The sequence below is a fragment of the Terriglobia bacterium genome (assembly GCA_020073085.1).
In the GTDB taxonomy this organism is placed as follows: Bacteria; Acidobacteriota; Terriglobia; order JAIQFV01; family JAIQFV01; genus JAIQFV01.
This window is the reverse complement of record JAIQFV010000001.1, coordinates 423,217-448,237: the sequence shown is the minus strand read 5'-3', so window position 1 is coordinate 448,237 and position 25,021 is coordinate 423,217. Positions and strand designations below refer to the sequence as shown.

Here is a 25,021-nt window from a genome sequence, read left to right as displayed (position 1 = left end):
GAGAATTTTGGCCAGGAGGAGAAGGTTGCATTCTGACAAAAAGGCAAAGGGAATTCAAGAGAAGACGAGGAAATTGATACTGGGCCGGGAGACGTCGAGGGCCTAAATCTCCAAGGGCACGGCATCAAGGAAACGTCCAAAAATTTCGTTGGAGACCAGGACCGCCTTGGGAGCCAGATGCAGGGTGTCTCCCTGTTCGACCAGCCAGCCCTCCGCGAGAAGAGGATTGATGATCGCGCGAAACAGCGTGCCCGCCTGCAGGCCCAGGAGATTCGAGAGCGACCGGTATCGAATTCCTTCAGTCTGCCGAAGACCGAAAATGAAGGCATCCTCGGCGAGACGCGCCGGGGTGATCTCATCGATTTCGCACCGTGGATCCGTTCCCGAATTCAGGGCCTGAATATATCCTTCCGTGGAATTTTCATTGTGCCAACGGTGCGGGAAGAGGAACGAATGCGCGGCGCACCCCAGCCCCAGATACGGCTGCATATTCCAGTATTTCAGGTTGTGTCGGGAGCGGAGGGAGCTTCGCGGGGTGATCGTTTGGTCGGTCCGGCGCGCGAAATTCGAGATCTCGTACTGTTCGTAACCCAGTTGGTCGAGTTCGGCGAGCGCGAAATCATAGATCCGTCTCAATTCCTCTTCATCGGGAAGGTCCCAGCCGGGATGCGGGGTCATCGTCCCCCCCGGCCCAGGTGCCCGTCGCAGGACCTTGCGGCCCAAGGCGCTCTCCTCATCCTCGTCGAATAAGTAAAGCGACACATGTTCGGGTCGGAGAGCGGCAAGATGCTCGAAGTTCTTTTTCCAATGGGACACGGTTTGTCCCGGAAGGCCTGCAAGGAGATCGACCGAGATATTGTCAAATCCCCCCTGGCGCAGCTGCCGAATGGCCGATTCGGCCTGGGCGGCATGGTGAGTGCGTCCCAAGCGTTTTAACTCGTCGTCGTGGAACGATTGAACCCCCAAGCTGACACGGTTGATCCCCGCCTGCTGATAATGCCGGATCTTCACCGCATCGATGGAATCAGGATTCACCTCAACAGTGATTTCGGATCCTTCATCGACCGCAAAGCAATTGCGTACCGTTTGAATGATCTTCTCGATGGCGGAACCCGGAATCCACGAAGGCGTTCCGCCGCCGATATAGAGGGTGTCGACTCTTTGACGGTCAGGATGAGACAGGCGGCTCCCCCAATGTTCAATTTCCATCTCCAAGGCGTCCACATAACGCCCTTGCACTTCGCCGCGCGCCAGGTCAATGACAAAGTGGCAGTAGGAGCAATGGGCGGCACAGAAGGGGATATGGAAATACACGCCGATGGGTTCCATGATGGAATGACAAATTAGCACAGATCGGCGGGATCGAAAATGCGATACTGTTTTTGCTTCTTACACGTAGGTTCTCCCGTTATAATCCGCGTGATTATTTTCTGGAAGGAGCTCGTATGAAGCGAATTGGAGTGGTTACCGGGGGTGGGGACGCCGCCGGTCTGAATGCTGCCATCAAATGGGTCGTGTATGGGGCCATCTCGCGCTATGTGCGCGCGAGGTTCGGCGCGGAACTGGAGGTCTACGGTCTAAAGGAAGGATGGGAGAGCTTGATGTCCCTCGATGCTCAGAAGGGACTGCAGGATGACCGTTACGTGGCCCTGCTGACCGCCCCGGTGGTCCGGAGGATCGATCGCGACGGCGGGACTTACATCGGCACCTCCCGCACGAATCCCTTTTCGATGAAGAATGAAAAGGGTGAGAAAGTGGATCGCTCGGATATTGCCGTGAAGAATTTTCAAGCCCTGGGGCTGGATGCCTTGGTCGCCATGGGCGGCGAAGACACGCTCGGGGTGGCAAATCGTCTGTCGCAGAAAGGAGTCCCCTGCGTCGGGATTCCCAAAACGATTGACTTGGATCTCCCCGGGACCGACTACTCGCTGGGGTTTGACAGCGCGGTGAACAATATCAAGTCGCTGATCGATCATGCGCGGAGTGTGGCGGGCTCCCACCGTAAGGTCGCGGTTATCGAGGTGATGGGACGGCATGCCGGATTCCTTGCGCTCTCGGGCGGCATCGTCTCCAGTGCGCATTTTATTCTGATCCCGGAATACGAGTTTGACGTGAACCTCCTCAGTGATTTGATCAACCGGCGCAAGAACCTGAAATCCCGCTACACGCTGGTCGTCGTGGCGGAGGGCGCCAAGGAAAGTGGCGGTCAGATTGTGGCACGGCGGCAGGAAGTTGATAACTTCGGTCACGTCCATCTCGGTGGGATTGGGGAGCACCTGGCGGACGAAATCAAGAAGCGCACCGGGCTCGACAGCTTTAGCGAAAAGCTCGGCTACCTGCAGCGCGGCGGCGCACCCTCGGCGTTTGATGTGAAGATGGGTTTCATGTTCGGGATCACGGCGGTCAACCTTCTGGTCAACCAGCAGTTCGGTCAGATGGTCGCCGTTGAAAACGGCAAGATCACCTCGAAACCGCTCTCTGCAGTCAGCGGCACGGTCCGCTCTGTCGATGTTGATTTGATGTACGACAAAGAGCGCCTCAATGCGCGACGGGATACGGCAATGGGATGGAGGGTGATTTGAGGGGAGGAGGTGGTAGGTGATAGGTAATAGGCGGTAGGGGCTAGGCGATGGGTTGTGGTCTTTGTGGTCATTCCACGCTCTCGAATACGTGCATTTTTCAGAATTGTAAATCCATCGTCAGAGAGGCAGATAGGGGACGAGGATTTTGAGGACTTACATATCGTCGAGATTCCTTTGCCATGAAGTGCAGTGCGGAAACCCCTGACCTTCCATCTACCGCCGGCCCCCTACCACCTATTACCTATCACCTATTGCCTTTTCGGGTTCCCTCACGCCACCGTCACATCCTTGCACAAATACACGTCCTGGATCGCGTTCAGGATGCCGATGCCGTCTTTCATCGGGCGTTGGAAAGCTTTGCGGCCGGAGATCAATCCCGTCCCGCCGGCGCGTTTGTTGATCACGGCAGTCTTCACGGCTTCGGAGAGATCGCTCGCGCCCGAACTGGCGCCTCCGGAGTTGATTAAAGCCGACCGGCCCAAGTAGCAGTTGACCACCTGGTATCGCGTGAGATCGATGGGATGGTCAGTGGTCAGCTCACTGTATACCTTCTTGTTGGTCTTACCGAACTTCAGTGCTTCGAAACCGCCGTTATTTTCGGGCAGTTTCTGCTTGATGATGTCGGCTTCCAAAGTGACTCCAAGATGGTTTGCCTGCCCCGTCAGGTCGGCTGCCACGTGGTAGTCGGGGCCGCCTTCCTTGGTTTTGTTAAACGCTGCATTTCGCATGTAGCACCACAGGATGGTGGTCATGCCCAGCTCGTGGGCGGCATGGAAGGCCGCCGAGACCTCCTGGATCTGCCGCTTCGATTCCTCCGACCCAAAATAAATCGTCGCGCCCACGGCCACGGCGCCCATCTCAAACGCCTGCTTGACATTGGCAAACAGGATCTGGTCGAACGAATTCGGGTAGGAGAGGAATTCGTTGTGATTGACCTTCATGATGAAGGGGATCTTGTGCGCATATTTGCGACACACCGAGCCCAGCACGCCCAGCGTTGAAGCCACGGCATTACAGCCGCCCTCAATGGCCAGCTTGACGATGTTTTCTCCGTCGAAGTACATCGGATTGGGAGCAAAGGACGCCCCGGCGGAATGTTCGATCCCCTGGTCGACGGGCAGGATGGAAAGATAGCCGGTGCCTCGCAGCCGGCCGTGATTGAACAAGGATTGCAGGTTGCGCAGGACGGCCGGCGGTCGATCGCTGCCGACCCACACCCGGTCGATGAAATCCGGCCCGGGCAGATGCAGTTGATCCCTGGACACGGTCTTACAACGGTGCTCCAGGAAATAGCTCGCCTTGTCCCCGAGTTGTTTTTCGATGGTGGAAAGGGTGCTCGAGGTCTCTTGCGTGGTGATCGTTGTCATAAATAACACTCCTCAAAAATATGAGCCTGTAAATTTTTAATAGAAGTGCAGGCCGATTTGGATGATGTGACGGGACTCCTTTGAAGCGGAACGCCCCATCGCACGCGTCATTATAGCGGCACCGGGGACGCGATTCAAGGAAGGCTTCCCGGGATGAGTTTGTCCTGAGGAAATCCTCCTCCCAAAAAATAATCTCAGGGAGCGAGACGACTCCTCGGCCCTTGCGTGTTCGAGAGTTTTAATCGGGCAATCAAAACATCCGGGGCCCGAACCCGCCGATCGCGCCGATAATGCCTGCGGAGATCAACCCCACGACTGCGAACACGACAATCGCGATGATAATCACAACGACGGTGTACGCAACGGCTTGGTTCTCCGGGGTGTTCATGAGAACGGGCAAGCCGAGGTAAAACAAGTAAATTCCATAGAGTCCGCCCAGAATCGCCAGGAGAGCCAGGGTGGGTATGATCCCTAACACGCCCGCGATCCATGAGGGAGTTGCGGCATAGACCGCCACCTTGAGTGCCTGGATGGAATTCGGGGTGGAATTGAAGGTGGGAGCCAGGGCATTGATAATTATCCCGAGGACGAAGACACCCACAAGCGCCAGGACATACTGAAGCACCATTCCCACAATGCCCGCAGCCAGCGGAACACGCCAGGATATCCCGAGAATCGTATGCCCGATCAGGCTGCCCCCGATAAAGTTGCAGACAGCCGGGATGGCAGCCAACACCGCCGCATATCCCGTGATCAGACTCTGCGTCGTGGCGCCTTCATCTCGGATCCGGACCCATTCGGTCTTCGGTGACAGCAATATCGATTTGGCGCGTTCAACAAGGTTGACGCTCCCTGCAGCCTGCGGCTGATATTGGGGAGGCGCCTGGTAAGGGGGCTGCTGATATCCGGGTTGTTGTTGATACGGCTGCTGGTATTGCGGTTGTTGAGGCTGAGATGGGGGTTGCTGGTACGGCGGCTGTTGATATTGTGGCTGTGGAGGTTGTGGATACTGGGGCGGCGGCGCCTGGTACTGGGGTGGAGGCGGCTGATATTGGGGTGGTGGCGGGGGTGGCGGAGCTGCTTGAGGGGGTTGTGGGGGAGCGATGGTGGCCCCGCAATTCGTGCAGAATCTCGCTGTGTCGTCTAATGCTGCTCCGCAGTTGGTGCAATACCTTGCCATGAAGCCCTCCTTTAGAGTTCAGATCGGATAGTGTGTATCCCTTCTGGATCTGCGCTAGCCTTTTACTCGCTTGACTACTAAATCCTGGAGGTCAATTTGAGAGCGTGAATCTCTATCCGCTTGCCGAGAGAATGCGACCCGCAACCCCGGCCCCAGCGGATTCCCGTAGCAGAAAATATGCCCGTAATCTAATCGAGGAAGGGGAAATTGTCAAAGAGAACTGTGGGGAACAGCGATCAGCCGTCAGCGATCAGTCGTCAGTTTTCAGTTTGGATTAACCTTGAAAGGCAAACGGGTTCAGGGCGAGGAGAGAGAGGGGCAGACAAAGAAGAATGCGAATTACGAGCTGACCCATCCACAGCGAATATAAATGGTAGCTTGCTGAAAGTTGATAGCCGACGGCTGACCGCTGATAGCTGATTTCTCTTGACATTCCCGGTCTCGGGTTGTACTGTATCAGTTACTTAGTACAGTAGGACGCATAGGTTATGTATTTTAAAATCGATCCTTCCAACGGTGTCCCCATCTACCTGCAAATCGTCCAACAGATGAAAACCCATATTGCGATGGGACGTCTGCTGCCCGAGGATCCATTGCCCTCAGTCCGCAAGCTGGCCGTGGACCTGTCGATCAATCCCAACACCGTCGCCCGGGCCTACCTGGATCTGGAACACGAGGGGGTCATTTATAAAAGGCAGGGGCAAGGGACCTTTGTGTCGCACCAGGGCGTGGAGATGTCGAAGAGGGAAAGACGAAGAATCTTCAGCGAATTGGTGGAAAAAGCGATTGTGGAGGGGATTCAGCTGGGGATGAAAGAAGCAGAATTGAGGGAGATCGTTAACCAGCGTCTCGGGAAGATCTTGCTTGCAAGGGGCGCCGAGAAGCTCTGAACCGGAATTCAGCAGGGGTTGATGAGGTTTCTTTATGAAGTTAGACAATTATCTCGAAAAGGGCGATTGGGCGATCGAAACGGAGCATCTGTCACGGCGATTCGGGAAACTACTCACCGTGGACGCGATCGATCTGAAGGTGGAAAGAGGCTCCATCTTCGGACTGCTGGGGGTCAACGGCGCCGGCAAGACCACCCTGATTAAAATGTTAATGGGGCATTTGCGCCCGACCGCCGGGAAGTTCACGATCCTGGGCCGCTCGCTGAAGCAGGAGTTGGTGGAAATCCGCAAGCGCGTGGGATACGTTTCCGAAGACCGTTACCTCTACGATTGGATGACAGTGGCGGAAAGTCTTCGGTTTACCCGGGCCTTTTATGAGAATTGGGATGAGCAGAAGGCCGCGGCCTTGATTGAGCGATTCGATTTAACCCTGAACCAGCGGGTTAAACAATTGTCCCGTGGAAATCGCGCCCGACTCTCTCTGGTTTTGGCGCTCTCATATAACCCGGAACTCATTCTTCTCGACGAGCCGACCTCCGGGTTAGACCCCATCGTCCGCCGCGACTTTATCGAAAACATTATTTCCGAGATTGCGAGCCGGGAGAGAACCGTCCTGTTCTCTTCCCATATTGTCGAGGAAATCGAGCGGATTGCCGATCACGTCGGGATCATCCATGAAGGCCGTTTGATTGTCTCCTCGGAAATCGACGCGCTGAAATCATCACTTAAGCGCATTCGATTTGCGACTAACGCCTCCCGTCCTGATCTCACGGGGATTCCTGGGGTTCTTCGGGTTGACAATGCTGACCATGACCAAATTGCGACGCTGCAGGGCTGGAGTGAGGAGACCCTTCATTGGCTCCGCCAACGTGGCGTTGTTGATCCAGAGGTTTTGCCGATGTCGCTGGAAGAGATCTTTGTCGAACTGGCAGGAGGTACGAGAGAGAGGAAGGTGAGCGCATGAAATGGAAAATTATCACCGCACTGCTATGGAAGGAATGGCGAGAAACCCGCTGGAAGTGGGCGGTCTTGCTGTTTTCCCTTCATATTCCGATCTTGTTCTTTTGGGGCGCTCTAAAGGGGCCCTGGATGTCGTTCAGAGGCGCCAACTACTTCCTCTTTCGTGAAATCGTGGATTCCCATTTTGCGGGTCAAGCGGGGTTTATTCTCACTGGAGGGTTGTTCCTGGTCGCCTTCTTCGCCTCAGCCATCTCCGTTCCCGAACTGGAAAGTCGCCGGATGTTTCTTCTCTTCGAACGGCCGGTGCAGCGCTCTCACCTACTCTTGCTCAAATTCTGCGCCGGGGGATTCGAAACAATCATCGCCCTGGGCCTTTCTCTGCTTATAACGATTAGTTTTGCTTATGCCGCGGTCCTTCTGCTGTCGGACGACGTCACCTGGAGCCTTTCCTGGCGGCCGTATTTCCATTTGCTGGGTGAGGCTTTTCGAGCGACCCTCATCACCGGCGGTGCGGGGTTGGTGGTCTTCTCCTTTACTTTCCTTCTTTCGGTTGTGTTTGAGAAATGGTGGGTGACGGTGGCCGCGAGCTGGATCGCCTTGGCCCTATTTTTTAAATTCACCGGTTACCGCCTTCTCGAATGGGTCCTCCGTTTTGTTGAAGTCGAAAGGAAGTTCGGCCACTGGAAAGACCTCAGCCTGGAACAGAGGAAGGTCGCTTCGGCGGCTTGGGCAATGGAACAGCCGAATCTCTTGGTGAAGCCCCTTCCCCTCCTCGCTTTGTTGCTTGTCAGCGTGGCGTTTTATCTGGCCACATTGTATTTTTTCAAACGGAAGGAAATGAAGTGAGATGAGATGGCGCAGAAATTCTCATCCATCCATTGCGTGGACACCCTGACCTACGAGCAAGTGCCCAGAGGCTCTTACTTTTTGCTGACGGCTGATGGCTGACGGCTGACCGCTGATGTCCGAGAGCTTTTCATCCCATGGTACTCCTGCAGGCTTTTGACCGAAATCTGACGCTGTTGAAGTGCCCGGATCCCTTCCACGCACGCGGCAGCGGCGGAAAGCGTAGTAATGCAGGGCACGGCGTGATTCAGCGCGACACTACGGATGGCCTTTTCGTCGTAGAACGACTCCCGCCCGAGCGGGGTGTTGATGACGAGCTGGACTTTGCCGCTTTTGATCAGGTCGGCGATATTGGGCCGGCCTTCATTTACCTTGTTGACCACCTGAACTTCAAGCCCATTACCTCTCAGCGCCTCGGCGGTTCCACGGGTCGCCAGAAGAGCAAAACCAATCTGCAGAATTTCCTGGGCAATCCTGATGACCGCCTTCTTGTCATGATCGTTCACGCTGATGAAGGCCGTCCCTTCGGTGGGCAGCTTCACGCCGGCGCTCAACTGGGCCTTTGCAAACGCCATCCCAAAGTGATCGGAACAGCCCATCACTTCACCCGTCGATTTCATCTCAGGGCCCAGCAGCGTATCCACCCCGGGGAATTTGCTGAAGGGAAACACGGGCGACTTCACAAAATAACTGTCCACCGGTAACTCCTCCGGGAGGTTGAACTCCTTCAGAGACCGCCCCACCATCAACTGGGCCGCAATTTTTGCCAGAGGAACGCCGGTGGCTTTACTCACGTAGGGGACCGTTCGGCTGGCCCGTGGATTCACTTCCAGGACATGCACGAGGTCATCTTTCATCGCAAACTGGACGTTCATCAGCCCGACCACATGAAGCGCCCTGGCGAGGGCTCGTGTGTGCGTTCGAATTGTGGCGAGATGAGCGGGTTTGATGAGATACGCAGGAAGCACGCAAGAAGAATCGCCCGAATGAATCCCGGCTTCCTCGATGTGTTCCATGATGCCGGCTATAACGACATCGCCCCCCGCATCGGCCAGAGCGTCCACGTCGAACTCAAAGGCATCTTCGAGGAAGCGGTCGATCAGGATCGGCCGCTGCTGTGACACATCCACCGCCTCACGCATGTATCGATCGAGCGTCGGCTCGTCATAGGCAATCACCATGGCACGGCCGCCCAGCACATAGGAGGGGCGCACCAGAACGGGATAGCCGATCCGCTTGGCCTCCACGCGGGCTTCTTCGATCGAAGTGGCGGTTCCATTCTCCGGCTGCGGAATGTTGAGGTCGCGAAGTAGAGCGCCAAACCGCTTGCGGTCCTCAGCAAGATCAATATTTTCCGGATCGGTTCCAATAATTGGGACGCCAGCCTGCTTGAGGGGCAAGGCCAGATTGAGTGGTGTTTGCCCGCCAAACTGTACGATCACCCCAGCCGGTTTTTCATTTTCCACAACACTTAAGACATCCTCCAGCGTCAGGGGTTCGAAATAGAGGCGGTCGCTGGTGTCGTAGTCGGTCGACACCGTTTCCGGGTTGCAGTTGACCATAAGCGTTTCGTAACCTAATTCCTTAAGCGCAAACGCGGCGTGACAGCAGCAGTAGTCAAATTCGATCCCCTGGCCGATGCGGTTGGGCCCGCTGCCGAGGATCATGATCTTGGGGTTGGAAGTGGGGGCGGATTCGTCCTCGGTTTCGTAGGTGGAGTAGAGATAGGGCGTGTAAGACTCAAATTCCGCCGCGCAAGTGTCCACGCGTTTAAAAACCGGCACGATCCCTTCCTGCTTCCGTCGATGGCGGACGATGAATTCATCGATTTTGAAAGTATGGGCGATGCGGCGGTCCGAAAATCCCATGCGCTTGGAGTCCCGCAGCATTTCCGCGGACACATCGTCAAATGATTCCATGGCGCTCATTCGATTCTGCATCATCGCGAAGTCGCGGATCTGGTGGAGGAACCAGGGATCGATCATCGTGATCCGGAAAAGCTCTTCGATCGACCAGCCGATTTGTAGTGCGTGAATGACATAACGGAGGCGATGCTGGGAAGGTACGCTCAACAACCGGCGCAACTCATCGTCCGGCAGGTAAGTGATGCGAAGCGGTTTGACGGCTTCCAGCGAGCGCAGCCCTTTGAACAAGGCCTCTTTGAAAGTACGGCCGATGGCCATCACCTCGCCCACCGATTTCATCTGGGTGCCGAGGGTGGGATCACTGCCGGGAAACTTTTCAAAGGCCCATTTCGGAATTTTCGCGACGACGTAATCGATCGAGGGCTCAAAGCTCGCCGGGGTTTTCTGAGTAATATCATTGGGAATCTCGTCGAGCGTGTAGCCCACGGCGAGCTTGGCGGCGATCTTGGCGATGGGGAAGCCGGTGGCCTTGGAAGCGAGCGCCGAAGAGCGCGAGACGCGCGGGTTCATTTCAATCACCACCATTCGTCCGTTTCCCGGATTGATCGCGAACTGAATATTTGACCCACCCGTTTCGACGCCGACCTTGCGGATGATGGCGATGGCCGCGTCGCGCATGCGTTGGTATTCCTTGTCGGTGAGGGTCTGGGCCGGGGCCACGGTGATGGAGTCGCCGGTATGGACGCCCATGGGGTCGAGGTTCTCGATGGAGCAGATGATGACGACGTTATCCGCAAGGTCGCGCATCACCTCGAGTTCATATTCCTTCCACCCGATCAGGCTCTCCTCGATGAGCACGCTGCGAACGGGGCTCAGCATCAGTCCCCGGGTGATGAGCTCGTGGAACTCTTCGGTGTTGTAGGCCGTGCCACCCCCGGTTCCCCCGAGCGTGAAAGAGGGGCGGAGAATGACCGGAAAGCCGATGCGCTCGGCGATTTGGGCGGCCTCGATGGCGTTGGAGGCGATCCCGCTGCGAGGCGTCTCCAGTTCGATGTCGCGCATGGCATCTTTGAACAGGAGACGGTCCTCGGCAATTTGAATGGCCTGGGGCGAGGCCCCGATCATCAGGACCCGGTGTCGATCAAGGACGCCGCCTTCGAAAAGCTGCATCGCCAGATTGAGAGCGGTCTGTCCGCCCACCGTGGGCAGCAACGCGTCCGGCCGCTCCCGCTCGATGATCGCTTCGAGGTACTCCCGGGTAAGCGGCTCGACGTAAGTCCGTTCGGCCATCTCAGGATCGGTCATGATGGTGGCCGGATTCGAATTCACCAACACCACCTCAAAGCCTTCGGCCCGCAGGGCCTTGCAGGCCTGAGTGCCGGAATAGTCGAACTCGCACGCCTGGCCGATGACAATCGGGCCGCTGCCGATGATCAGAATCCTGTGGATGTCGTTTCTCTTGGGCATCAAGAAGTTTGCTTATTCACGTTTGAATCGCGTCTGCTGGCGCGTTGGGGAGGAGTATAAGAGGCGCAGATGATTTCGTAAATCGAAAAGGAAATCAAGAGGAGGCTTTATTGGCGTGAAGGTCGGGTCAGTGACCGGACTTTCCCGCTTGCATATAATCCGTTAAACTGTTAAGTTCTGACATGATCCTGAACTTTCGAGATCGGGCCAGTGAGGATGTCTACAACGGGGTGAATTCCAGATATGCCCGGACCATCCCCCGCTCGATCTGGAAGACGGCTGGACGCAAACTTGATATGCTCAATGCGGCGAAGGATCTTCACGATTTGCAGGCGGCTCCTGGAAACCATTTGGAGTTGCTGAAAGAGTCCTGGGCTGGACACCACAGCATTCGGATTAACAACCAGTATCGAATTGTGTTCAAATGGGTCGCTGGCAACGCGAACGATGTTGTGATCGTGGACTATCATTAAATGGAGCTAAGCGATGATCCCTAAAAACCGTATGCCTACCCATCCCGGTGAGGTGCTCCTCCATGAGTTTCTCACCCCCATGGGTTTGAGCCAGGTCGAGCTGGCAAGGCGCATGGGTGTGCCTGTCCAGCGGGTCAATACCCTGATTAAGGGCAAGCGCGACATGACTGCGGAGACCGCCATTCTGCTGGCGCGCACTTTGAAGACCTCATCGGAATTTTGGATGAACCTTCAGGTCGCGCTCGACCTTTTCAAAGCCTCCAAGAGCTTGGAACGCGCTGCCTAACCATCGAGTGCCCTGGCTTCAGCCAGGGCCCGCGCGTACTTCTCCCGTAACTCGAGCGGGGTTCGCACCGGCCTGCCGGTATCCAGGCGGATAAAAGCCCCCGACTGGCGAGCCGTGGCGACGACCTCACCCTTCACCGTAAACTCCCCCGCCAGTGTCCAGGTGGCGCGGGTCAGATCCTCCACCCAACATTTGCCAATCACCGGATCAAACAGCTTCGTAATCCTGCGGTAGAAGATTTCTGTGTGGGTCAACGCGGGGGCAAAACCGGCCGCCATCTGCGCGTCAAGCGGGGAATGGACCTCGAGGAATTTCATGCGGAGGTCTTCCATCCATCGCACGTAAACAATGTTGCTGACGATCCCCGCGAAGTCGATGTCATACGAGCGGACAATGACGGGAATCGATACTTCCATGGGTCGGATCGAGTTCCCGGCCATTTCCGATGAGCTGCTGTGCATTTTTTGAAGGACCCCTTATGCAGCGTGCAAAGAGATGAGGTTGCGATTTCAAGGTCAATGGATCGCGTTCCATCATAATTGCGAAGGCCATCTTTGCAAAGAGGGATTTTTGGAGGGAAGAGTGTTTGCATGATAACGATCGAGTATCACCGCTGAGACGCGAAGATCGCCATTAGAAATTCAGAATGGGAGGAGCGGGATCCGGCCCTATCTAGGTCTTGTAGCGGGTTCCGAACAAGTAATCGCAGATCGGAAACGTGATGTTGAAGTTGTAGTTCGACATCAAGGCGGGGTCGTGATGTTCGGTGTGGAGCCGACGAAGGGTTTTCATGAAAGGGAATCGACCGGGTAGGGAGTCTGCACGAAGGTGGTACATAAAATGCAGCCATTCGTACGTGAGAAAATATCCGATGGCCGTCGCCACAAAAAGGTATGCAACATTTCGGCTGGTCAGGTAATAAAGCAGGACACCAACCGGCACGGCGTGCAGTCCCACGAAGAAGAGGATCATGACCGGTGGGAAGAGGACCATTTTGTAGTCTTGCGTGCCCTCATAGGCCATGGCCTCGTGCGTGAAAAAGCGATGGTGCTGCAATGTATGCCGCACGAACAGGGTCCTCAGAAGACGCACGGGGTGGTGCATCGGGCCCTTGTGGCCCAGGTACTCCACGAGGTTGGCATAAAGAAAGGTCAGCAGGACTGTAGACCATTCGAAAGGGGTTATGCCGTGGAGTTCCTTGATCGAAAAACCAATGACGACCAGTGAGGTAACGCTCGTGAAGAGGAAATGGAGGATGCCGGAGTAATAAGGGGAAATCTCGGCCGTGCGGTATTCGGCCCTGAACTGGGCGACGGGGGAGGGAATGGCCGGAGCATTCATGCGGGAGCCTTGTTCAGTGTTCGGACATAAGCCTGATGAAATCACTGAAGAGATAACCGGCGTCATGGGGACCCGGCGAGGCCTCGGGATGATACTGAACCGAGAAAGCAGGCAGGGATCGGTGCCGTAATCCCTCGCAGGTATGATCGTTCAAGTTTAAATGGGTGACCTCCACCTCGCTGTCTTTCAAAGAATCCGGACTCACTGCAAAGCCGTGGTTCTGCGCCGTTATTTCCACCTTGCCCGTCCTAAGATTCTTTACGGGCTGATTGCCGCCATGATGGCCGAACTTCAGTTTGTAAGTTTTTCCGCCCAGGGCGAGGCCCAGCAGTTGGTGTCCCAGGCAGATGCCAAAGATGGGCTTCCGGCCCATCAATCCCCGGATGGCGCTGACGGCATAGGTGACTGGCTCCGGGTCGCCCGGCCCATTGGATAGAAAGATGCCATCCGGTTGAAGCGCCAACGCCTCTTCAGCCGAAGTTTGCGCGGGGACGACCGTGACATCGCATCCTGCATCGGTCAGCCTTCGGAGGATGTTGTACTTAATCCCGAAATCGTAAGCGACGACCTGGAATCGTCGCGATGGCCCCGTTGATGAAGAGATTTGTGGGCCATGGATGCCACAGGAAGGAGAACTACCCGTCTTGCCTGCGAAGATGTCAATGCTTTGCTGCTTCCAGCCGTATTTTTCCCCGCAGGTCACCCTCTGCGCCAGATCCAGGCCAACCATGGAGGGAGCCTGGCAGGCTTTCTTCACCAAGCTTTGCTCATCAGTGTCAAGGGATGAAATCACCGCGCGCATGGAACCGCGGTCCCGCAGATGTCGAACCAGGGCGCGAGTATCAATCTCGGAAACGGCGGGAACCCCACGCTGCCTCAAATAATCTCCCAACACCCACTCTGACCTCCAGTTGGAGGCAATCGGCGAGTGCTCGCGCACGACCAGCCCTTCAATGAATGGCTGCCGCGATTCTTCATCGAAACGATTCAATCCGTAATTTCCGACTTCAGGGTTGGTCAGAACGACAATCTGGCCGCAGTAGGAAGGGTCTGTAAAAATCTCTTGATAGCCGGATAGCGAGGTATTGAAAATCACTTCTCCGGTTTTCTCAACGGGCGCACCGAAGGCGTGTCCCCGGAAACAACGACCATCTTCAAGGGCAAGGACGGCTGTCTGGGAATTCATCAAGATTTTTCAACGGATGAAGCTGAGCTTCTCCAGCGGCCAGTAACAAAAGACCGCCTTCCCATAGATGTTCTGACGGGGGACCTGCCCCCAGGCGCGGCTGTCGTTGGATGAGCTACGATGGTCTCCCAACACATAAAAGTGGCCGGCGTCGATCGCAACCGGGGGTTCGTTCTCAGGGGTCTGGAACTTCCTCGGTATGTAGGACTCCTTCAGTTCCTGGCCGTTGATGACTACCTTCCCGTCCCGGATTTGAACGGTATCGCCCGGCAGGCCGATGACCCGCTTGATGAAAAAACGCTGAGGATCGAGCGGATAGGAAAAGACAATGACATCTCCGCGTTCAATCGGTTTGAACCGGTAAATAAACTTGTTGACGAAGATGCGCTCCTGATCCTCGATGCGGGGCAGCATGGAGACCCCCTCCACCCGCACGGGCTGATAGAGGTACACGACAATGACCAGCGCAAGCCCGACTGCGATGACTAGGTCGCGCACCCAGGAATGCAGGTTGCCCCAGAACCCCCGGGTACCATTTTGCGGGATCTTTCTAAGGGGGGGCAAGTCGTGTTCAGGGTCCATCAATGTCTTCTGGTTCGGATTTGAGCTGTCGATAATGTGAATTGCGATTACCCTTCGGGGAGATAAGAGGTCTCCCCCTGGCGGTTCCCTCGAGAGAATTTTTAGATTTATATAGCCACGCGGAATTGTCAAGTGGTTTAATGATTCCTCCATCTTTGATCCGCCGGTTCCGTGGACGATTCGGTCACCTTCGCCCGGGCCTGGGAGGGTCCGCTTGACCCCGGGACAGGTTCTGCCGTGATGGAGATTCGCAAGGCATTTGGTATACTCGCTCCCGAGGGGATTCTGGAAAAATCGCCTGACGACTATGACCGCGGCTGAGATTAAGCGCTTACTGGAAAAGGTTAAAGAGGGAAGACTCGGCGTTGACGAAGCCATGGAGATTTTGCGAAGGCTTCCCTTCGAGGATCTGGGTTTTGCCCGGATCGACCATCACCGCTCCCTGCGAGTGGGGTTTCCCGAGGTGGTGTTAGGCCGCGGAAAATCGACGGAGCAAGTCGTGGGAATCGTCCGGAGGATGTTGAAAAATCGGCACAACATTCTCGTCACGCGGTCGGATGAAGCGACCTTTCGAGCCATCCGGAAGATCACGCGCCTGGCGCAGTTTCACAAAGCCAGTGGCGCGCTGACGGTTGTCAGAGACAAGCACCTCTATGGGACCGGGAGAATCCTTGTCATTTCCGCGGGCACTGCGGATATGCCCGTTGCTGAAGAAGCCCTGGTGACCGCCCGCGTGATGGGGAATGATGTGGATGCTATCTATGATTGCGGGGTCGCTGGCATTCATCGATTGCTGCAGGAAAATCAGCGATTGCGGCAGGCTCGTGTGATCGTTTGTGTGGCTGGGATGGAAGGGGCCCTGCCCAGCGTGGTCGGCGGCCTGGTGGCTGCCCCGGTCATCGCGGTCCCTACCTCGGTGGGCTACGGAGCGTCATTTGGAGGGATTGCGGCCTTGCTGGGGATGCTGAATTCTTGCGCTTCCAATGTCACGGTCGTGAACATTGACAACGGGTTTGGCGCAGGGTACGTCGCCAGCATTATCAATCGTCTGAAAGACTAACACAGAGTGACTTCATGACCCAAGATGGGGGCGCTATGACAACAAAAGGGGTACGAGGTTTCTATATTTCATTCGCAGGCGTTTTACTGTTGTGTGCGATGGCATCCATCATGCTGGTGTCCCGTCCTGCCAGGACGGACGCCGATAACCTGGACACCCGGCTGGGGGTCCAGTGGCAAGTGGTCGAGGAAGGTTGGACCGGGATTTGGGTCCGGCGCGGCAATTCGAACACCTTTGACGCCCGATGGACGATGCCCGGTCAATCCGAAATTCGCGGCGTCGTCGATATGCGTCTGGATGACCGCAACATCCGCATGAACCGGGTTGACCAGTACACCAACCAACGATGCGAATACCAGGGCCAGATTTCCAAGGATTGGCGATCGGCCCAAGGATGGGTGAGCTGCAACAACGGGCCCCGTGCGAACTGGAATGCCACCATTTACAAACAGGGGGACTCAATTCAAGACCACCGGGAGGTGTTAAGTCCGGGGTATGGGCCGGGCGGCAGGAGGGAGGGCCCCATTGTCCCCCGATACAGCCAGGAACATGGCAATTGGCGCTTTGACCTCACCGGTATCTGGAGTTGCAATGACGGGGGAACCTATTACCTGCGGCAGCTCGGGGGCAACGTGTGGTGGTACGGCGAAGCCTCCAATGGCCAATGGTCAAATATTTTTCATGGGGCCCTGGACGGCGACTGGCTGGAGGGCTTCTGGTTAGATGTTCCCAAAGGCCGCGATCGCAACAATGGCGCGATGCGATTGCGCCTGGACTCCCGCGACGAATTTCATCGCGAGCAAAACACCGGCGACGACTTCGGCGGCTCCCGGTGGCGGCGAGTCCGGTGAGTGCGGATGGCAGCCCCTCTGAAGCCGGGGTGAGGTCGACCGGGTGCGAAGAGATCGCTTGTGAAAATAAAGGGCGACCTTACACCGGCAAAGGGGCGATTCGAGGCGGGAAGTTCTTAACGGCGCTCCATCGAATGCGCGATGTTTCTCGACATCGTCCCACCACGGCAACCCGCGTTGACGTTGTTAAAATGGCTGTGTTATAAACATGCGTTTGCCCGGACCTGGATCCGCGCCTCCAATGCGATGAACTCCCTAATTCCCTGGCTCCGAACATCTCAGGGTCGCACGTCACGGTTGATTCCCTCGGGTCAGGAATGTTTATGATGCAAACGCCGGGGAGATCCGGCGTAGAGGCGTTACGGCACGGGCATCCTTGAACTCCACAGGACCTTAAACTTATGAATTTCGAGCTGACTGATGAGCAACGTCAAGTCCAAAAGACGGTAAGGGAATTTGCGCGAACTGAAATTGCCCCTCATGTCATGGTGTGGGATGAGGCCCAGGAGTTTCCGCGGGAGATCTTGCGGAAACTCGGTGAACTCGGGTTCCTGGGAACTATTTTTCCCGGGGAGTACGGGGGCGCAGGCATGGGCTACCAGGAATATGTCATCCTCATCGAGGAGTTGGGTCGTGTGGACGGGTCCATCGGCTTGAGTGTTGCAGCTCACAACTCGCTGTGTTGCGGCCACGTCTACCTGATGGGAACCGAGGAGCAAAAGAAGAGGTTCCTGGTGCCCCTGGCCCGCGGGGAGAAAATCGGGGCATGGGGGCTTACAGAATCTGAAGCGGGCAGTGATGCCGGCGGGACAAAGACCACTGCAGTAAGGGACGGCAAATTCTATGTCCTCAACGGGGCGAAGACCTTCATCACGCATGGGAGAGTAGGCGACATTTGTGTGGCTATGGCGGTGACCGACTCCTCGAAGGGCCACAAGGGCATTTCGGCGTTTGTAGTCGAGAAAGGAACTCCCGGGTTTCGCGCGGGGAAGCATGAAAACAAACTCGGGATGCGGGCCAGCGATACGTCGGAAGTCATCTTTGAGGATTGCCGGGTGCCGGCAGAGAACCGGCTGGGTGCGGAGGGCGAAGGGTTTACGGGAAGTTTGCGGGTTTTGGACGGGGGACGCATCTCCATTGCGGCCCTGGCTCTCGGGATGGCGCAGGGCGCGATGGATGCTTCGCTCAAATACTCGAAGCAGCGGCAGCAATTTGGAAGGCCGATCAGCGAATTTCAGGCAATCCAATGGAAACTCGCCGACATGGCGACCGAGATTGATGCCGCCCGGTGTTTGACGCATCGGGCCGCCTGGATGTACGACCATAAGAAAAAGACCACGCTGGAATCGTCGATGGCAAAGCTCTACGCCAGCGAGGTGGCAGTCCGTGCGGCAAATGAAGCCGTGCAGATTCACGGCGGCTACGGATTTATCAAAGACTATCCCGCTGAGAAGTTTTATCGGGACGCCAAACTCTGTACCATCGGGGAAGGAACCAGCGAGATTCAACGCATGGTGATTGCCAGGGAGCTGTTGAAGAAGTTCTAAAAGCAGTTGCCGGTTCTCAGTTGTCAGTTCTCGGTTAATACCGTGGTTCAACCACAACCTTTGTCGATTGAATCAAAGATTTTATGCATCCACCATTCGCGAGCACAAACAGAGCAGGTTTCACAATCACTGAAAACTGATAACTGACAACTGAGAGCTGGCACCTGTTCTTCCAACTGAGAACTGACAACTGAGAACTGATAACTTCACCATGCCCATCGACATCGACAAGCTGCTTCGAGGCGATCCCAGGGCCATTGCGCGGGCGATCACCTGCATCGAGAATGATCGTGAGGGATCGGCTAAGATCCTCAAGCGGATTTTTCCGCATACGGGGCACGCTTTTGTGGTGGGGGTCACGGGAGCGCCTGGGTCCGGAAAAAGCACCCTGGTTGATCGCCTGGCGCGCTTTTATTTGGATGGGCAGAAGAAATCGGTGGGGATTGTGGCGGTGGATCCCACCAGTCCATTTACTGGCGGCGCCATCCTGGGCGACCGGATTCGCATGCAAAATGTCGCCCTTGAGGAGGGTATTTTCATTCGCAGCATGGCGACGCGGGGGTTTCTCGGCGGCCTCTCGCGGGCGACCCATGACGCGGTCTCGGTGCTCGATGCCGCTCACAAAGAGGTCATCCTTGTCGAAACGGTGGGGGTGGGACAGGATGAAATCGACGTCATCAAGGTGGCACACGTTAACCTGGTTTTGCTGGTTCCCGGGATGGGCGATGACATCCAGGCCATCAAGGCAGGAATCATGGAGATTGCCGACGTGTTTGTGATCAACAAAGCCGACCGCGAGGGCGTGGAAAGGATCGAGACCCAACTGCAGGCGATGCTCTCCATCTCTCCTCGCCCGGATGGTTGGGTGCCGCCGTTGGTCCGCACGGTGGCCACTCAAAACGAGGGAATCAACCCTTTGGCGACGGCGATTGAGTCATACGCCCGGTTTGCAAAAGACTCGGCCCTTTTCACCCAGAAGAGGCGCACGCATGCACGCGAGCGAGTGCTCGAACTCTTGAGCGAGCAATTGGTGGGCAGGGTAGTTCATGAGCATCTGGAGAATGGCACGCTCGATCGGTACGTGGAACTGGTGGCATCGCGGCAGAGCGACCCTTACTCGGTGGTGGATGAAATCATCTCAGGCTTTTGCGGAGAAACCTCAAGGAACCGGAGGGGGGCCTGAGTTATGAAGATCCTGCGGATCAGTCATGTGGGGATTGCCGTCCACTCGCTGGATCAAGCGAGCAGATTTTATGGAGAGACCCTGGGGATCCCAGTGGCGTCTCGGGAGAATGTTGAGGAGCAGAAAGTGGCTGTCGCGATGCACCCGCTGGGAGAATGCCGCATTGAATTGCTGGAACCCACCGACCCGCTGTCCCCGATCGCCAAATTCCTCAATAAGCGTGGGCAGGGAGTCCATCATCTGTGCCTTGAGGTGGAGGATTTGGAGGCCTCGCTCCGGGAGCTCAAGGCTCGCGGGGTTCGTTTAATCGACGAGGTCCCGCGAACGGGCGCAGGAGGCTGTCGGGTCGCTTTCATTCATCCGGAATCGACTCAGGGTGTGTTAATCGAACTCAACGAGGAAGTGAAGTAAATGAAACCTTCAATTTTTATTCGACGCGGTGGTTTTTTACTCTTGACCGGTTTGCTTTTCCCGGGGCTGGGAACGTTATTGCGGGCGCAAGAGCCCGCCGCTGGCGCTCCCCCCGCAACGACAAGTCAGCCCTCCAAAAAGGTCGAGATGGAGCCCGATCCGGTTGTGGTCTCTCTCAATGATCAGAAGATCAGGGCAAGTGAATTCAGAGAAATCCTCTCGCATCTCCCGGCGCAGCAGCGCCGCCAATATTCAGGCCCGGGGGGGACCAAAGCCTTTGCCGAATACCTGGCCCAACTCCTCGTGCTCAGTCAGGGGGCGGAAAAGGAGAGTCTCGACCGGAATCCGGGAGTAGCCGCCCGACTCAAATTTGCCCGCGCCCAGGTGCTCGCCCTTGCGGAGCAACAGGCCATTGCAGATCGCTTGTGGATCAGTGATGAGGACCTTCGGAAATACTATGACCAGGATCAGAATCGATTCGTCCAGTTGCATTTGCTGCATATCTCTCTCCGCCTGACAGGGTCAGATGCGGAACAGGATGCCCAGATGCGGAAAGGCCTGGAGGAGGCACGGCAGCGTGCGCTGAAGGGGGAGGATTTCAGGGCGCTGGCACGAGAGTTTTCCAAAGACAGTGATGCCCAGAAGGGTGGGGATTTGGGCTTTCTGGCGAGAGGGGATTTAGGGGAAACGGTGGATTCCGTTGTTTTCCGGTTGAAACCCGGGGAGATTAGCGCGGTATTTGATGCTCCTGGTTCCATCCATCTCTTCAAAGCGCTTGAAGACCGGCCGCAGCCTTTCTCCGAGGCAAAGCCGGCGATCGCTGAAATCCTTAAAACCAAGTTGCTGCAGGCATCACTGTCGAGCTTGATCCATGAAGTGCAGCCTTCGGTGAATGAACAATACTTCGCTCGAGAGGGTGAGACCCTTTCGGGGTACAAGTCGATCACGGTGCAAGTGGAAAAAAACGGGAAACCCGTCTCCAACTCCACTTCGACTCCACCCACAGTTCCAGCGAAAGAAAAGAAGAAGTGACTGCACGCGTCTCAGTCTCGTTTTCAAAAGTGAAAGCATCGAAGTAGGGAGAAGCGAACGACACCATGAAATTGGGAGAATTCGAACTCCATATCGTTTCGGATGGATCATTCCGGCTGGACGGCGGAGCGATGTTTGGTATTGTGCCCAGGACCCTCTGGGAAAGGCATGTCGACGTCGATGAAAAGAACCGGGTCAGGTTGGCGTTGAATTGCTTGTATGTTCGCACCCCCGGCCACCAGGTCCTGATCGACACAGGCATCGGCAACAAGTTTGATGCGAAATGGAATGTAATTTACGACGTGGACCGGTCGCAAACGCTGGTCGGCTCCCTGGCCCGCCTCGGCGTCAGGCCGGAGGACATTGATACAATCATCCATACCCACCTCCACTTTGATCACGCCGGGGGGAACACTACACAACTTTCAGATGGACGGATCGTCCGGACCTTCCCGAATGCCTGTTGTTATGCCCAGCAGGGGGAATTTGACCATGCCTTGGCCCCGTTCGATCGGGACCGTCCAAGTTATGCCCTCGATCGTGCCAAATTCATGCCCCCTTATTGCGAGTACGAGTTGTTGCAAGGCGATCAGGAGGTCGTTCCAGGGATACGAGTGGCCGTCAAGCCGGGCCATAACCGCTTTATGCAAATTGTGGAAATTGAATCTCAAGGGGAGAAGGGCATCGTGTTTTCGGATCTGGTTTCGACCCAATTCCACCTGAACCCGCAATGGATCACATCGTTTGATCTGTTTCCTCTGGAAGTGATCGAGAACAAGAGACCGTTGATCGAGGACGCGTTGCGTGAACACTGGCTGTGCGTGTTTTATCACGATATGCAATGCCCCATGGGATTCCTGGCGGAGCAAAGGGGAAAGATTGTCGCCGAACCCCCCGCCTGAGACCGCCTGGTGCATCCGCCCCCTGCGGCGGGAGCTTGATTTGACTTAAATGTTTGCAACCCATGACACCATATGACTGCCCATAGACCAAAATCGAAATCGCGGATACAAAGGGGACGCGCAACAGAAATCGAAATTGGGGTGATCGGAGGGAGCGGTCTCTACGAAATGGCCGAACTGACCGATAGGAAGGAAGTGGCCGTCTCCACCCCCTTCGGCAGGCCTTCCGATCCGCTTGTCATCGGCACTCTGCGAGGCCGGAGAGTGGCCTTTCTGGCCCGGCATGGCAAGGGTCATCGGCTCATGCCGACGGAGATTAATTTTCGTGCGAACATCTTTGCGATGAAAAAGCTGGGAGTGGAACGCATTATTTCGGCCAGTGCTGTGGGCTCTCTGAAGGAAGAGCACAAACCCCTCGATATCCTGTTGCCGGATCAATTCTTCGACCGCACGCGTTACCGCGAAGGCGAGACCTTCTTTGGAAACGGCCTGGTGGCGCACATCTCATTTGCCGATCCGGTCTGTCCCCAACTCAGTGACCTCCTCGAAATGTCTGGCCGTGTCGAATCGATTCCGATCCATCGGGGGGGAACATATCTCTGCATGGAGGGCCCGGCGTTTTCGACGAAGGCCGAGTCCAAGGTGTATCGAGGGCTGGGAATGGATGTCATTGGGATGACCAACCTGCAGGAAGCCAAGCTGGCCCGGGAAGCCGAGATCTGTTACGCCACGATGGCGCTGGTCACGGATTACGACTGCTGGCATCCCGACCATGACGCCGTCACCGTCACGCAGATTATTGACAACCTGAATCGCAACGCGGTCAATGCGCAGAAGGTAATCGCGGCGGCAGTTGCCGCCATGCCGGCACAACGGACCTGCAAGTGTGGTTCAGCCCTTTCCCACGCCTTGATCACTGAACGGAGCCGGATCCATCCGGCGACCCGGCGTAAACTCGACTTGCTGGTAAACAAATATCTTTAGAGTAGTGATGGACCCTGTTGCTTTGCAGAAGACCTATAGACCTTCCAACCGGCGGGTGCGATCAGCCGTTTTCGTCCTGGCGATGATTTGCGCTCCCCACAACGTCCTGTCGCAGAGCGGAAGCGAGGTCCATCTCCAGGTCACGGTCACCGATGAGACCGGGATTTTCGTTCGCGACCTGTCCGCGGTCAACTTCGTGGTTTCACTTGACAAGTCGAAACTCGCCGTGCGGGAGGCCAAAGTCAAATCGGATGCCGGGCCGAGTGATATCTCCCTGCTGATTGACACGAGTGTGATTGCGGGCCAGGTGGCCAATCCGCTGACTGACATCACGCAGTCCTTCATTAAGGCCCTCGGTGCCAGCGATCAGATGGCGATTATTGCATATGATTCTTCCGCGAACCTGATCCAGGACTTCACCCCCTCCAAGAAACTGCTGACCGACGCCTTGCGCGGGATGAAATATGGGAACGGGGCCGCCTTGCTCGATGCCATCTATGCGACGGCGGATGGCGGTTATGCCAATTCAACCGGCCGCCGTGTGATGGTTCTGTTGTCCACAGGAATTGACACCGGTTCCCGGGTCAGGCTGAAGGATGTGGCGCCCGTGCTCCAGCGGGAGAAGATCACCCTCTATGGCGTGTCGTTGGGAGGACGAGGGTTTTTCGCAGGAGGGACCAGCGAGATTTTTGAAAAACTGACCGTCGCAACCGGCGGTCGCGCCTTCTACCCGAGGAAGGTATCCGACATCGCGGGCATTGTGAGCCAGATCCTGGGAAGCGCCACGGGCCGCGAATATTATGATTTGGTGGTGGAGTCACCTCCCGTCAGCCTCGAGGAGGCCCAACGGCGGCTGCGTGTTCAGATTGATCGCGATCGCAAAGACGACAAGAATCTTCTGGTCACCTCGAAGTTTGTGAAAGAGTAGCGCCGGGGCGATCGCTTAGCTTTTCCCCAATCATGAGTGCTGGAGGCACCGGCAATTACTAAGCCGGTCAGCCCCCTCACTTAATTCAAGCAGAAACATTCATTGACCTGAAAGGAATAACCATTACTTCATGGCGACCCTCGTGGTGGGTTCTGTGGCCTTTGACAACGTGAAAACCCCGTTTGGCAAGGCGGACAATGTGTTGGGCGGCTCGGCGACCTATTTCTCGGTGGCCGCCAGTTTTTTTTCGGCCGTGAATCTCGTCGCCGTGGTGGGAGAGGACTTCTCGAGACAGGATGAGAGGATCTTCAGGAAGCACCAAGTCGATCTGCGGGGCCTCCAGCGGAAACCGGGCAAATCGTTTTTCTGGTGGGGAGAGTACAACGACAACATGAACGAATGCCGTACCGTGGACACGCAATTGAATGTATTCGCCGATTTTTCCCCTCGGATTCCCCGCGAGTATCAATCCAGCGAATTTGTATTTCTCGGCAATATCCATCCGCGCCTCCAGCGCGAAGTGCTCAAACAAGTGCGGCGACCACGGTTGATTGCCATGGACACCATGAACTACTGGATCAATAACACGCCCGAAGAGTTGCGCCAAACCCTGAAGCTGGTGGACATGCTGATTATCAACGACAACGAAACCCGGATGATTACGGGAGAGCACAACCTGGTGAGAGGTGCAGAAAAGATTCTTTCCATGGGGCCCAAAACGCTTGTGGTGAAGCGGGGAGAATATGGCGTCGCGATGTTTCGGCGGGGATCCATCTTCGCAGCCCCCGCCTTTCCTTTGAAAAGGGTGTTTGATCCTACAGGGGCCGGCGACAGCTTTGCGGGAGGATTCATGGGTTACCTCGCCTCGTGTCCGTCATTGAGCGAAGCAAACATTCGTCGCGCCGTGGTTTACGGTTCAGTGGTCGCCTCATTTAATGTGGAGGATTTCAGCCTGAGGCGGTTGACGCGCCTGCGCCGGTCGGAGATCGAAACCCGCTTCAGGGCATTTCAAAGACTGATGCGCTTTGAGGCGGCCCGCGGCAGGAGGCATTGAGTGCAGTCGGTGTCCAGACCAGGGGCACATGCATCGCCGCCCTT

General features: G+C 56.2%; 24 protein-coding genes. 16 read left to right on the top strand and 8 right to left on the bottom strand.

Features of this window, described 5'->3' with window-relative positions:
- Positions 1-102 precede the first annotated feature (102 nt).
- Complete coding sequence (gene hemW / locus LAO21_01770) at positions 103-1,329, bottom strand: radical SAM family heme chaperone HemW (GenBank protein ID MBZ5551418.1); 1,227 nt, start codon at positions 1,327-1,329, stop codon at positions 103-105.
- Between the two features lie 116 nt (positions 1,330-1,445).
- On the opposite strand from hemW, the gene LAO21_01765 reads away from it, so the two are divergent.
- Positions 1,446-2,582 (top strand): ATP-dependent 6-phosphofructokinase, encoded by a 1,137-nt coding sequence (locus tag LAO21_01765; protein ID MBZ5551417.1) that lies wholly within the window; start codon positions 1,446-1,448, stop codon positions 2,580-2,582.
- A gap of 269 nt (positions 2,583-2,851) precedes the next feature.
- Here LAO21_01765 and LAO21_01760 read toward each other — a convergent pair whose 3' ends face one another.
- A complete protein-coding gene (locus tag LAO21_01760) occupies positions 2,852-3,949 on the bottom strand; it encodes a class I fructose-bisphosphate aldolase (protein ID MBZ5551416.1) in 1,098 nt (365 codons plus the stop codon).
- Between the two features lie 250 nt (positions 3,950-4,199).
- A complete protein-coding gene (locus tag LAO21_01755) occupies positions 4,200-5,129 on the bottom strand; it encodes a YIP1 family protein (GenBank protein ID MBZ5551415.1) in 930 nt (309 codons plus the stop codon).
- 488 nt (positions 5,130-5,617) lie between these two features.
- Here LAO21_01755 and LAO21_01750 point away from each other — a divergent pair, with 488 nt between their 5' ends.
- Genes LAO21_01750 through LAO21_01740 form a run of 3 tightly spaced genes read left to right on the top strand, consistent with a single transcriptional unit; the run spans position 5,618 to position 7,825 of the window.
- Positions 5,618-6,019: a GntR family transcriptional regulator gene (locus LAO21_01750; protein MBZ5551414.1), complete on the top strand. Its 402-nt coding sequence runs from the start codon at positions 5,618-5,620 to the stop codon at positions 6,017-6,019.
- Positions 6,020-6,053: 34 nt separating this feature from the next.
- Positions 6,054-6,983, top strand: a complete 930-nt coding sequence (locus LAO21_01745) for an ABC transporter ATP-binding protein (protein MBZ5551413.1) — start codon at positions 6,054-6,056, stop codon at positions 6,981-6,983.
- A complete protein-coding gene (locus tag LAO21_01740) occupies positions 6,980-7,825 on the top strand; it encodes an ABC transporter permease (protein MBZ5551412.1) in 846 nt (281 codons plus the stop codon). Before LAO21_01745 ends, LAO21_01740 begins: the two co-directional genes overlap by 4 nt.
- 74 nt (positions 7,826-7,899) lie before the next feature.
- Here LAO21_01740 and carB read toward each other — a convergent pair whose 3' ends face one another.
- Complete coding sequence (carB, locus tag LAO21_01735; GenBank protein ID MBZ5551411.1) at positions 7,900-11,157, bottom strand: carbamoyl-phosphate synthase large subunit; 3,258 nt, start codon at positions 11,155-11,157, stop codon at positions 7,900-7,902.
- 182 nt (positions 11,158-11,339) lie between these two features.
- Here carB and LAO21_01730 point away from each other — a divergent pair, with 182 nt between their 5' ends.
- Positions 11,340-11,630 carry a type II toxin-antitoxin system RelE/ParE family toxin gene (locus tag LAO21_01730; GenBank protein MBZ5551410.1) on the top strand — a complete coding sequence of 97 codons (291 nt, stop codon included), beginning with the start codon at positions 11,340-11,342 and terminating at the stop codon, positions 11,628-11,630.
- Between the two features lie 13 nt (positions 11,631-11,643).
- Positions 11,644-11,916, top strand: coding sequence for a HigA family addiction module antidote protein (locus tag LAO21_01725; protein ID MBZ5551409.1), 273 nt, complete (start codon positions 11,644-11,646; stop codon positions 11,914-11,916).
- On the opposite strand, the gene LAO21_01720 is transcribed toward LAO21_01725, so the two are convergent.
- The 4 genes from LAO21_01720 to lepB form a co-directional block, all read right to left on the bottom strand.
- Complete coding sequence (locus tag LAO21_01720; protein ID MBZ5551408.1) at positions 11,913-12,356, bottom strand: acyl-CoA thioesterase; 444 nt, start codon at positions 12,354-12,356, stop codon at positions 11,913-11,915. The two genes, LAO21_01725 and LAO21_01720, sit on opposite strands and share 4 nt — an antisense overlap.
- Before the next feature lie 232 nt (positions 12,357-12,588).
- Complete coding sequence (locus LAO21_01715; protein ID MBZ5551407.1) at positions 12,589-13,257, bottom strand: sterol desaturase family protein; 669 nt, start codon at positions 13,255-13,257, stop codon at positions 12,589-12,591.
- A 13-nt stretch (positions 13,258-13,270) separates the two neighbouring features.
- A complete protein-coding gene (gene carA / locus LAO21_01710; protein ID MBZ5551406.1) occupies positions 13,271-14,443 on the bottom strand; it encodes a glutamine-hydrolyzing carbamoyl-phosphate synthase small subunit in 1,173 nt (390 codons plus the stop codon).
- A 9-nt stretch (positions 14,444-14,452) separates the two neighbouring features.
- Positions 14,453-15,025 carry a signal peptidase I gene (lepB, locus tag LAO21_01705; GenBank protein MBZ5551405.1) on the bottom strand — a complete coding sequence of 191 codons (573 nt, stop codon included), beginning with the start codon at positions 15,023-15,025 and terminating at the stop codon, positions 14,453-14,455.
- Between the two features lie 307 nt (positions 15,026-15,332).
- Here lepB and larB point away from each other — a divergent pair, with 307 nt between their 5' ends.
- From larB to LAO21_01655, 10 genes are all read left to right on the top strand, one after another.
- A complete protein-coding gene (gene larB, locus LAO21_01700) occupies positions 15,333-16,085 on the top strand; it encodes a nickel pincer cofactor biosynthesis protein LarB (protein MBZ5551404.1) in 753 nt (250 codons plus the stop codon).
- A gap of 14 nt (positions 16,086-16,099) precedes the next feature.
- Entirely contained in the window at positions 16,100-16,936 is an 837-nt protein-coding gene (locus LAO21_01695; GenBank protein ID MBZ5551403.1) for a hypothetical protein, read from the top strand.
- A gap of 401 nt (positions 16,937-17,337) precedes the next feature.
- Positions 17,338-18,483 (top strand): acyl-CoA dehydrogenase, encoded by a 1,146-nt coding sequence (locus LAO21_01690; protein ID MBZ5551402.1) that lies wholly within the window; start codon positions 17,338-17,340, stop codon positions 18,481-18,483.
- A gap of 211 nt (positions 18,484-18,694) precedes the next feature.
- Positions 18,695-19,666 (top strand): methylmalonyl Co-A mutase-associated GTPase MeaB, encoded by a 972-nt coding sequence (gene meaB / locus LAO21_01685; GenBank protein ID MBZ5551401.1) that lies wholly within the window; start codon positions 18,695-18,697, stop codon positions 19,664-19,666.
- Between the two features lie 3 nt (positions 19,667-19,669).
- Positions 19,670-20,077, top strand: coding sequence for a methylmalonyl-CoA epimerase (gene mce / locus LAO21_01680; GenBank protein MBZ5551400.1), 408 nt, complete (start codon positions 19,670-19,672; stop codon positions 20,075-20,077).
- On the top strand, positions 20,078-21,109 hold the full coding sequence (locus tag LAO21_01675; protein ID MBZ5551399.1) for a peptidylprolyl isomerase: 1,032 nt from the start codon (positions 20,078-20,080) through the stop codon (positions 21,107-21,109).
- 65 nt (positions 21,110-21,174) lie between these two features.
- Positions 21,175-22,011, top strand: a complete 837-nt coding sequence (locus LAO21_01670) for an MBL fold metallo-hydrolase (GenBank protein ID MBZ5551398.1) — start codon at positions 21,175-21,177, stop codon at positions 22,009-22,011.
- A gap of 72 nt (positions 22,012-22,083) precedes the next feature.
- The gene (gene mtnP / locus LAO21_01665; GenBank protein MBZ5551397.1) at positions 22,084-22,995 is read left to right on the top strand and encodes an S-methyl-5'-thioadenosine phosphorylase; all 912 of its coding nucleotides are present in this window, start codon (positions 22,084-22,086) and stop codon (positions 22,993-22,995) included.
- Between the two features lie 7 nt (positions 22,996-23,002).
- A complete protein-coding gene (locus LAO21_01660; GenBank protein ID MBZ5551396.1) occupies positions 23,003-23,923 on the top strand; it encodes a VWA domain-containing protein in 921 nt (306 codons plus the stop codon).
- Between the two features lie 130 nt (positions 23,924-24,053).
- A complete protein-coding gene (locus LAO21_01655) occupies positions 24,054-24,977 on the top strand; it encodes a sugar kinase (protein MBZ5551395.1) in 924 nt (307 codons plus the stop codon).
- The last annotated feature ends 44 nt before the right edge of the window (positions 24,978-25,021 follow it).

Excerpts from the sequence above, each read along its gene's own strand:
- hemW (MBZ5551418.1), bottom strand. The coding sequence starts at position 1,329 with ATGGAACCCATCGGCGTGTATTTCCATATCCCCTTCTGTGCCGCCCAT.
- LAO21_01765 (MBZ5551417.1), top strand. The coding sequence starts at position 1,446 with ATGAAGCGAATTGGAGTGGTTACCGGGGGTGGGGACGCCGCCGGTCTG.
- LAO21_01760 (MBZ5551416.1), bottom strand. The coding sequence starts at position 3,949 with ATGACAACGATCACCACGCAAGAGACCTCGAGCACCCTTTCCACCATC.
- LAO21_01755 (MBZ5551415.1), bottom strand. The coding sequence starts at position 5,129 with ATGGCAAGGTATTGCACCAACTGCGGAGCAGCATTAGACGACACAGCG.
- LAO21_01750 (MBZ5551414.1), top strand. The coding sequence starts at position 5,618 with ATGTATTTTAAAATCGATCCTTCCAACGGTGTCCCCATCTACCTGCAA.
- LAO21_01745 (MBZ5551413.1), top strand. The coding sequence starts at position 6,054 with ATGAAGTTAGACAATTATCTCGAAAAGGGCGATTGGGCGATCGAAACG.
- LAO21_01740 (MBZ5551412.1), top strand. The coding sequence starts at position 6,980 with ATGAAATGGAAAATTATCACCGCACTGCTATGGAAGGAATGGCGAGAA.
- carB (MBZ5551411.1), bottom strand. The coding sequence starts at position 11,157 with ATGCCCAAGAGAAACGACATCCACAGGATTCTGATCATCGGCAGCGGC.
- LAO21_01730 (MBZ5551410.1), top strand. The coding sequence starts at position 11,340 with ATGATCCTGAACTTTCGAGATCGGGCCAGTGAGGATGTCTACAACGGG.
- LAO21_01725 (MBZ5551409.1), top strand. The coding sequence starts at position 11,644 with ATGATCCCTAAAAACCGTATGCCTACCCATCCCGGTGAGGTGCTCCTC.
- LAO21_01720 (MBZ5551408.1), bottom strand. The coding sequence starts at position 12,356 with ATGGCCGGGAACTCGATCCGACCCATGGAAGTATCGATTCCCGTCATT.
- LAO21_01715 (MBZ5551407.1), bottom strand. The coding sequence starts at position 13,257 with ATGAATGCTCCGGCCATTCCCTCCCCCGTCGCCCAGTTCAGGGCCGAA.
- carA (MBZ5551406.1), bottom strand. The coding sequence starts at position 14,443 with ATGAATTCCCAGACAGCCGTCCTTGCCCTTGAAGATGGTCGTTGTTTC.
- lepB (MBZ5551405.1), bottom strand. The coding sequence starts at position 15,025 with ATGGACCCTGAACACGACTTGCCCCCCCTTAGAAAGATCCCGCAAAAT.
- larB (MBZ5551404.1), top strand. The coding sequence starts at position 15,333 with ATGACCGCGGCTGAGATTAAGCGCTTACTGGAAAAGGTTAAAGAGGGA.
- LAO21_01695 (MBZ5551403.1), top strand. The coding sequence starts at position 16,100 with ATGACCCAAGATGGGGGCGCTATGACAACAAAAGGGGTACGAGGTTTC.
- LAO21_01690 (MBZ5551402.1), top strand. The coding sequence starts at position 17,338 with ATGAATTTCGAGCTGACTGATGAGCAACGTCAAGTCCAAAAGACGGTA.
- meaB (MBZ5551401.1), top strand. The coding sequence starts at position 18,695 with ATGCCCATCGACATCGACAAGCTGCTTCGAGGCGATCCCAGGGCCATT.
- mce (MBZ5551400.1), top strand. The coding sequence starts at position 19,670 with ATGAAGATCCTGCGGATCAGTCATGTGGGGATTGCCGTCCACTCGCTG.
- LAO21_01675 (MBZ5551399.1), top strand. The coding sequence starts at position 20,078 with ATGAAACCTTCAATTTTTATTCGACGCGGTGGTTTTTTACTCTTGACC.
- LAO21_01670 (MBZ5551398.1), top strand. The coding sequence starts at position 21,175 with ATGAAATTGGGAGAATTCGAACTCCATATCGTTTCGGATGGATCATTC.
- mtnP (MBZ5551397.1), top strand. The coding sequence starts at position 22,084 with ATGACTGCCCATAGACCAAAATCGAAATCGCGGATACAAAGGGGACGC.
- LAO21_01660 (MBZ5551396.1), top strand. The coding sequence starts at position 23,003 with ATGGACCCTGTTGCTTTGCAGAAGACCTATAGACCTTCCAACCGGCGG.
- LAO21_01655 (MBZ5551395.1), top strand. The coding sequence starts at position 24,054 with ATGGCGACCCTCGTGGTGGGTTCTGTGGCCTTTGACAACGTGAAAACC.